Genomic DNA, 8,030 nt, shown 5'->3' on the forward strand with positions numbered 1-8,030 from the left:
CACCCCACGAGACTGCAAGACCAGTCCAGGGTCACATCTCGGCCTGTTTCATCCGCGCAATCAGGTTGGTTTTCAGCACAAACTGGTGAAACAGCGCCGCCGCCACGTGAAGGAGCGACAGGATCAGAAGCGGCGCTTTCAGCACGTCATGGGCAAAAGCCGCCTGCTCGACACTGCCGAACCAGGCCAGCGCACCAGTGACCGGCATCAGGACCATCAGCACATAAAGCGTCCAATGGGTCAGATGGGCGGCGGTTTGCAGAAGGGCATGCTCCTGTTCAGGCGGTTTCGGCGCCCCTCGCGTCAGGCGCAGCGACAGGCGCCAGATCACGAACAGCAGCACCAACCCGCCACCGACGACATGTGCCAGAATAAGCGGATTGAACACCACGTCGCCCCCCTTGAGATAGGTATCCCAAGCCTGTTCGATCGGTTCCTTCAGAAGATACTGCGCCGCAATCAGGGCGACCACAATCCAATGCAGCCGGATCTGGGCGAGCGAATAACCTTTCGGCTGTGCCATGATGTCCTCGTGTCTTTATCAGGCCCCGGGGATCCGGGTCTTTCTGAGTGTGAAACGGGCAGGCGCATGATTTCCGTCGCGGCCTGCCCAACAAATCTCCAGCTCCTCAGCCTAAAGCGTTTCGGTTTTAACCTGATACAAGGGGAAACCGAAACGCGGTAAGAGACATCAATGTCGTGGGCGTTTCAGAATAAACATGTGTGTCAAGTTTATCCCGAACCGCTTTAATTCCCGACATTCCCACAGTCCGATGCGTCAAGCGCACGTTTTGCCCTTGCCCTGCCGCGCGCAGTAGCGTTCTCTTTCCCGGTTACCTCTGCCGCGGAGTCCCCATGTCACCGACACGTAAAATCAGAATTGGCCTGAATGGGTTTGGCCGGATCGGCCGCTCGATCCTGCGCATCCTGCTGGCAGGTCCGAACGAGTTTGAGGTCGTTTTCATCAATGATATCGAACCGTTGGATACCTGTGCCTATCTGTTCAAATATGACAGCGTGTTCGGTCCCTGGGCCGGCACGGTCGAAACCGGGCCGGAGGCGCTGATTGTCAACGGCCAGAGGATCCCGTTTCATGCCCATCCCGACATCAGTGTTATGGATCTGTCGGATGTGGATATCGTGTTCGAATGCACCGGCATGGCGGGCAAACGCGCAATGGCCGAACGGGGTCTGGCAGCGGGGGCCTCTCGGGTGCTGATTTCCGGCCCCTCGGACGAGGCGGACGTGACCGTGGTTCTGGGCGCAAATGATGCGGATATTGCCGATCACAAAATCATCTCAAACGCCTCCTGCACCACCAACGCCCTGGCCCCGCTGCTGGCAGTGATCGACCGGGAATGGGGGTTGATAGGTGGTCACATGACCACGGTGCATTGTTATACGGGAAGCCAGCCCACAGTGGACAAACCCCGCGCCAACCCGGCACGTTCACGGGCCGCCGCCCTGTCGATGGTGCCGACCACCACCTCTGCACATCAGCTGGTGGGAAAAGTGCTGCCCGCGCTTGCCGGGAAAATTGAGGCCCGCGCCATCCGCGTGCCCACCGCCTCGGTCTCCTGCATTGACCTTGTGGTCGAAGTGGAAAACGACATTCCCGAGGATCTGGCCCGCGCCCGGCTGAAAGAGATTGCCCAGTCCAGCGTAGTGCTGGGATGGACCGAAGAACCGCTGGTTTCGTCCGATCTGCGGATGCGCCCGGAAAGTCTGGTGATTTCGGGGCCTGAACTGTCGATCAGCCCTGGGGGGTTGCTGCGCGTCTTCGGCTGGTACGACAATGAATGGGGCTTTTCCAACCGAATGCTCGACATGGCACGGCGGATGCGGCAGGGTATGGATTGTTGACAATCTTTCCAACCATCGGGCGAGGATCCCATGACCGGCTATCTCACCACCCATGTTCTTGACACCGCGCGCGGCTGCCCTGCCGAAGGCATTTCCATCACCCTGTTTCGCCTCATCGGGGACACGCGGGAAAACATTGGTCAGACCGTGACCAATTCAGATGGGCGAACCGACACGCCGATCCTTCCGCCTGACAGGTTTCAAACGGGTCAATACGAGCTGGTATTCTCTTGCGGCGCCTATCTGCGCAAATCCGGTCAGGTCGGCGACTGGACCAGCGATGATCTGTTGTTTCTTGATCAGGTGCCGATCCGTTTCGCCATGTCGCAAGAGGCACATTATCACGTGCCCCTCCTGCTCTCCCCTTACGGTTATTCCACCTATCGGGGCAGCTAAGCGTTTCCGGCCAGATCTGAATCACAGCTGCAACCGGAAACGCCGTATGTTCAGCTGCGCGACAACACGCTGGCGGGACGCGCCCGGAACAGGGCCTGTGTCAGCAGGCCCGCGATCACCGCTTTCACAATATCGCCAGGCACGAAGGGGGCCATGATCGTCGCAGACGCGGCCAGCCCTTTGCCCGTCACAAAGGCAAATCCTGCAATGCCAAACGCATAGACCACCACGATGCCGCCGATCATGGCCGCCAGCCCCGCAACCACAGCCAGATTGCCTGCGCGCATCTTTTCAACGATCAGGCCAATGACAAATGCGCCGATCGGAAAGCCCACAAGAAACCCGGCCGTCGGCCCGGCGAACACTCCAAACCCGCCACGGCCACCGGCCAGAAGCGGCAGACCGATTGCCACAAGCAGTAAAAACAGCAGCACCGCCAGCGCCCCGCGACGGGCCCCCAGAACCGTGCCGCACAACATCACCCCAAGACTTTGCGCCGTAATAGGCACCCCGAACCCCAACGCAATCGGCGGGATCAGCCCCAGCGCGGCAATCAGCGCCGCAAACAGCGCAATCAAAGTCACATTCCGTTCCATAACCCTCACTCCTTCAGGATCGTATTATTTGTGTGTGTCTGACATCTGCATGGCCTGAAACCCACCCCTTGCGCGCAAGGCATCCGCCACATGATCCGCATCGTCCAGCGCCTGCACCGTAAAGGGCAGCACAATACGCCAGCCGGGCCGGCGGGTTGAACGCGCCTGCCATGCCATACGCAACCCCTGCCCTTTTTCGACCAGAACCGGCGTGAAGCGGATGACCAGAGCAATTGCGATTTCAAGCGCCTCAGCCTTCAGCCCAACCCGCCGCAGCGGACGAGTGATCCAGCGGATCACCGCAATGAAATCCGACAGGCGCGTGGTCATGGTGACAAGATTGGCCAGTCCAACCGCCGTCATCATCCGTAGAACGATCACGCTGCCCGCCTCGTAATCTGCGGTGACCAAATGCCAGACCGCCATCAGGGCCACAAACGGCCAGATCATCCGCATCGCACGCCAGCCAGCTTTGGCAAATTCCATTCCGGGTAACGCATAGAGCACCACCATCAGGGCAAAACCTGCCAGCTGCGGTGGGATCGTGCGCGCCGAGAAAAGCGCGACCGTTGCGAACCCCAACAGCGCCAGCTTAACCCCGGCGGGCCAATCATGTGCGGGGGTCTTAATTGGCGAGGTCAGCGAGATCATCACTCTCTCCTTGCCGCGCCATTTCATCCAGATAGGCAGGCAGTAGAGTATCCGGCGCCCCCTGCCCCACCAAACGGCCCTGATCCAGCCAGATCACATCATCATACCCGGTCAGGTCCTCTGGCGCATGGGTCACATGCAATATGTGGCCATCATAGCGTGCAAGACGCCGTGTCAACTGTGCCCGAATGGGCAGGTCCAGACCGGAAAAGGGTTCATCAAGGATCAACCATTTCGGACGCATCGCCAGCACTGACATCAGGCACAAAAGCTGCTTTTGCCCCTGTGACAACCGGCTGACATGAGCATCGCGCCAATGCGTAACCTGATAGTCTGCAAGCCATGTTAGAGCCTGTTTTTCCGCCGCCTCCCTCGTCTCTCCCATCTGGGTCAGACCAAAACACAGCTCTTCCAGAACTGTAGGGAAAATGATCTGGTGATCCGGGTTCTGAAACAGGATCCCAACAGCGGACAACGCCGCTTTGCGATTTTTGCCAGGAGAGATCCCTGCGACCCTGATTTCGCCCGCATCCGGGTCCAAAAGGCCGGCCACAAGACGGGACAGCGTGGTTTTCCCGGACCCGTTGCGCCCAACAACCCCTACGCGCCGCGCAGAGACCGACAGCGACACATCCGTCAGGATCGCCTTTCCATCGCGCGCATAAGATACGTTGTCAAACCGTATCCCGTTCATGGGCTGCTGCTGTTGCATGTGTTGCATCGGTCCCGAAAATCCCCCGGCCATCCACCGGATTCGTTCATTGGCAGGGTTTTACGCGCATCGCACCATAAATGCCGCAAGAAAATGCACCAACAGCATTTGCAAAAATCCCGGGCCGCGCATCGATCCCCACCGCCAATGAGATTGAGATCTCTCGTAATCAGTTTTGATGAACCAATGGATAAGTAAATTCGGGTAGGTTAGAGACTGTTTTGGGCAGAATGCGCCCCAAGAACCACAAGCGACCCGGCGGCAGCCAGGGCATCCTCGCGATCATGGGTCACCATCAGAACAGGCAGGTTTTGCGACCTCGCCCGCTCAAACACAATTGCACGGATCTGATGACGCAAGGTTTCGTCCAGCCCTGAGAACGGTTCATCGAGAAGAAGGGCCCTAGGCTGCGAAAGCAGAACACGCATCAACGCCACACGCGCGCGCTGCCCCCCCGATAGCGTCGCGGGATCGCGATCCGCAAACCCTTCCAACCCAACTTGGGCCAGGGCGAGCTCTACCGTAGCCCTGCGCTGTTCACGCCCACCGCCGGGCGCCAGGCCAAATGCCAAGTTCCCGCCGACCGACAGGTGCGGAAACAACAGGGCATCCTGAAAAAGGATCCCAATTCGGCGCAAATGAGGAGGCCTGTCGGTAATGTCCTCACCGTTCAAAACGATCTTGCCGCGCAGATCAAAAGCCGGAGTCAGGGACCCGATCACGGCAGACAGAAGGGTCGATTTCCCAACCCCCGATGGCCCCATGAGCGTCAGCACCTCTCCGGGATTGATATGCCGATCCAATGATACCAACGGCGTTTTATTGTGAGTGATTTCGACCCTATTCAGGCTCAATCCCATGGGTTTATCCTTCATGTCGCAACCCCGATCTATTGCGCCAGACCAGCGCAGGGACCAACAATGCCAGGGCAAAGGGTGCAAGCGCCACCACGGTCTGCAACAAGGCAAATACGCCAATCGCGCGACGATCCCCCCCGGATGACAAGGCCAAAGCTTCGGTTGTCAGGGTTTCCACCCGGCCGCCGCCCATCAGCAGGGTTGGCAGATATTGCCCAACCGAGACCGCCACGCCAACCGCAAGTGCCGTGAGGATCGGCCCCAGCAACATGGGCAGGCGGATCTGCCAAAGCACCCGATTCGCAGACGCCCCGAGCGACGCCGCCACCAAAGCCTGCCGCTGATCCCATTGTCGCCACGGATCCTGAAGAGAAAGGCGCATATAGGGCAACACAAAGACCAGATGGGCCAGCAACACCCCTGCCCTGCCCGTCTCGATCCCAAATGACAGCATCAAGGTCTGCAGGCCCGGCAGGAATGCGGTTTGCGGCACCAGAAGCGGCAGATACAAAAGCCACATTCCACGGCTGCTCAGACGTTTGCCCTGACGCTCTTCTGCTTCAAGGCATCCTATGGTCAAAAACAGACCCAAACTCACCACAATTCCGGCTATCAAAATGGTTTCGAGCGTGGCATTCAGGCTGCCCGTAGCGTGTCGTTGCCAACTGCGCAGGGTAAACTGGTCCGGCAACAGGTCGGGAAAGGTCCAAAACCCTGCAAATGACCAAACCAACATTCCCAGCAAGCCCAGTATGAGCCACAGAACGACGCTGAACGCCAAGAACAGCCCTCCACCCCGTGCGGCACCGTCCCCCTCAAACCGAACGCCACGCGCCACCAGAAGGCCACAGAGGCCCGCCAATGCCCGTTCCAGCCCCCACCATAGGGCGAGCCCCCCCAGAACCAGCCCAAATTGCAGCAACGCGCCAGCAGCAGCCCGCAATCTGAACGCCAGATCGGGGTCCGACATCCAGCGCACAATCTGAACAGAAAGGGTGGACGGCGTGGAGGGCCCAAGGATAACCGCGACGTCAACCACCGACATGGACCATGCCAGCACAACCAGAACCGGCAGCCGGATCCTTTGATAAATAGCGGGGAACACAGCGATCAGCCAACCGGCAACACGCCCGTAGCCCAGGGATTGCGCCACAATCAGCCGCCGGCCTCCCCCAACCTGGCCCAAAGCAGCAATGGACATCAGCAGCAGGAACGGAACTTCTTTCACTACCATTCCGGCAATCAGCGAAAGCCCCGCCGGGTCTTGCAGGATCAACAAATCCGGTGGTCGCTCCCACCCAGTCAGGCCAGGTGAGATCAATCGAAACACCCAACCGGATGGCGCAATGAGGAACGCGAACCCAAAGGCTGCGGCCGCGTGCGGCACCGACAGTAATGGTGAGAGCGCGCGTTCAACCCAGGCAAACCATCGGGTGCCCGACCACCCCGCCAGGATCAGCGCCACGATGAGCAGTGACAAAGCTGCAGCCGCGAAACCCGTGGTCAGGGACAGCCGAACCGATGCCCCCAACCCCGGCCAGGCCAACAGGTCCCGAAACGGTTCTGCTGACGGTCCGACATAGCCGGCAGCGGGCAAATGGCCCAAAGCAGGTAGGACCACGCCATAGAGTCCCGCAAAAACCGGGCCAAGTAACACCAGAAGGGTCAAGCCCGGTAAGACAGACAATAGGCTGGCTCGGTTTGACATTCACACTCCCGACTGACAGATATCAGTCCCTAAACAAGCGCATAGAGACGATTTTATTGCGTCACACCGTAACGGGTTTGCCAGTCCTCCGAAATGCGCGTCATCCAGCTCGGATGAGGTTCAGCCTGCGCTTGCCCCAACTCTTCCGGTGACAGGGTCGCAATCCCCAGATCGAGGTCGGCAAACCGGGCTTTATCAGCATCAGGCAGCGACGCAACATCCAGCACGGTGCCATATCCAAGCACATTCGGGTCCTGGGCACGGGCCTGCGCTTCCGGGCTAAGCAGGAAGTCGGCCAGAACCATGGCCCCTTCCTTGGACCCGGAATTATAGGGAATTGCCACGAAGGAGGCATTGCCAATGGTACCCTTTTGCAGGACGAACGTGCGGACCGTGTCAGGCAATTCATAGTTTGCAATAGCGGTTGATGCGGCCCCCGGGCTGAAGGAAATCGCCAGATCCAGCTCTCCGTCATTGATCAACTGGATTTGTCTGGTTCCGTTGGGCGGATACGCCCTGCCCTCGCGCCACAGAACCGGAGTGAGCTGTTCCAGATATGCCCAAAGTGGTGCGGTGACCTTGGCATAAGTGTCATCCGACACAGGTTGCGACAACAACGCAGGATCTTCGATCAGGTCAACCAGCATCTGTTTGAGAAACGTGGTTCCCAGAAAATCGGGCGGTTGAGGATAGGTGAATCGACCTGGATGCGCTTTTGCCCACTCAAGGATCTGGTTGGCAGACGGCAAAGGCGCATCGATATCCGCAGTGTCATACATGAACACGACCTGCGCCATCGCCCAGGGACTTTCATATCCTTCAACCGGAACGGTGAAATCGGTGCGTACAGTTTTGCCCTCAACGTCGACATACTGCCAGCCGGGAAGCTGTTCGGCAAAAGGCCCAAACAACAGGTTTGCTTCTTTCATCGAAGCAAAATTCGCACCATTGATCCAGATAAGATCAATCGCACCATCATCGTCCTTGCCCGCCTGTTTTTCCGCAAGCACCCGCGTCACCGCATCGGCCGTATCGGTCAGTTTCACATGTTCAACCGTAACCCCATATGTTTCCTGCACCCGCTGGCCTGCCCAGGCAATGAACGCATTGGTCGTCGGCGATCCGCCCCAGGCATTCCAATAGACAGTTTGCCCCTCAGCTTTTTGGAGCACATCACTCCAGTTGCCCGGATCCGTGTCGGCCTGCGCAGAGAACGGGACCAACGCCCCCAAAACGGCTGCCTTCAA

The 8,030-nt window shown here is 58.8% G+C and carries 9 protein-coding genes; 2 read left to right on the plus strand and 7 right to left on the minus strand.

Annotated features, from left to right (window positions below; all coding sequences use genetic code 11):
* Positions 1 to 31: 31 nt before the first annotated feature.
* Positions 32 to 523, minus strand: coding sequence for a cytochrome b (locus tag XMD517_RS15565; RefSeq protein WP_173488181.1), 492 nt, complete (start codon positions 521 to 523; stop codon positions 32 to 34).
* Positions 524 to 855: 332 nt separating this feature from the next.
* Here XMD517_RS15565 and XMD517_RS15570 point away from each other — a divergent pair, with 332 nt between their 5' ends.
* Entirely contained in the window at positions 856 to 1,863 is a 1,008-nt protein-coding gene (locus XMD517_RS15570; RefSeq protein ID WP_173488180.1) for a type I glyceraldehyde-3-phosphate dehydrogenase, read from the plus strand.
* Positions 1,864 to 1,893: 30 nt separating this feature from the next.
* The gene (gene uraH / locus XMD517_RS15575) at positions 1,894 to 2,259 is read left to right on the plus strand and encodes a hydroxyisourate hydrolase (protein ID WP_173488179.1); all 366 of its coding nucleotides are present in this window, start codon (positions 1,894 to 1,896) and stop codon (positions 2,257 to 2,259) included.
* Between the two features lie 50 nt (positions 2,260 to 2,309).
* On the opposite strand, the gene XMD517_RS15580 is transcribed toward uraH, so the two are convergent.
* The 6 genes from XMD517_RS15580 to XMD517_RS15605 all read right to left on the minus strand — a co-directional run bounded on the left by XMD517_RS15580 (position 2,310) and on the right by XMD517_RS15605 (position 8,030).
* Positions 2,310 to 2,855, minus strand: coding sequence for a biotin transporter BioY (locus XMD517_RS15580; protein ID WP_173485127.1), 546 nt, complete (start codon positions 2,853 to 2,855; stop codon positions 2,310 to 2,312).
* Between the two features lie 24 nt (positions 2,856 to 2,879).
* Entirely contained in the window at positions 2,880 to 3,506 is a 627-nt protein-coding gene (locus XMD517_RS15585) for an energy-coupling factor transporter transmembrane protein EcfT (protein WP_173488178.1), read from the minus strand.
* Positions 3,481 to 4,218: an energy-coupling factor ABC transporter ATP-binding protein gene (locus XMD517_RS15590; protein ID WP_173488177.1), complete on the minus strand. Its 738-nt coding sequence runs from the start codon at positions 4,216 to 4,218 to the stop codon at positions 3,481 to 3,483. The genes XMD517_RS15585 and XMD517_RS15590 overlap by 26 nt, the downstream gene beginning before the upstream one ends.
* 209 nt (positions 4,219 to 4,427) lie before the next feature.
* Positions 4,428 to 5,078, minus strand: coding sequence for an ATP-binding cassette domain-containing protein (locus tag XMD517_RS15595; protein WP_254450053.1), 651 nt, complete (start codon positions 5,076 to 5,078; stop codon positions 4,428 to 4,430).
* A 4-nt stretch (positions 5,079 to 5,082) separates the two neighbouring features.
* Positions 5,083 to 6,783, minus strand: coding sequence for an ABC transporter permease (locus tag XMD517_RS15600; protein WP_173488175.1), 1,701 nt, complete (start codon positions 6,781 to 6,783; stop codon positions 5,083 to 5,085).
* A gap of 53 nt (positions 6,784 to 6,836) precedes the next feature.
* Positions 6,837 to 8,030, minus strand: coding sequence for an ABC transporter substrate-binding protein (locus XMD517_RS15605; protein ID WP_173507592.1), 1,194 nt, complete (start codon positions 8,028 to 8,030; stop codon positions 6,837 to 6,839).

The sequence above is a fragment of the Aliiroseovarius sp. xm-d-517 genome (assembly GCF_013283135.1).
Classification (GTDB): domain Bacteria; phylum Pseudomonadota; class Alphaproteobacteria; order Rhodobacterales; family Rhodobacteraceae; genus Aliiroseovarius; species Aliiroseovarius crassostreae.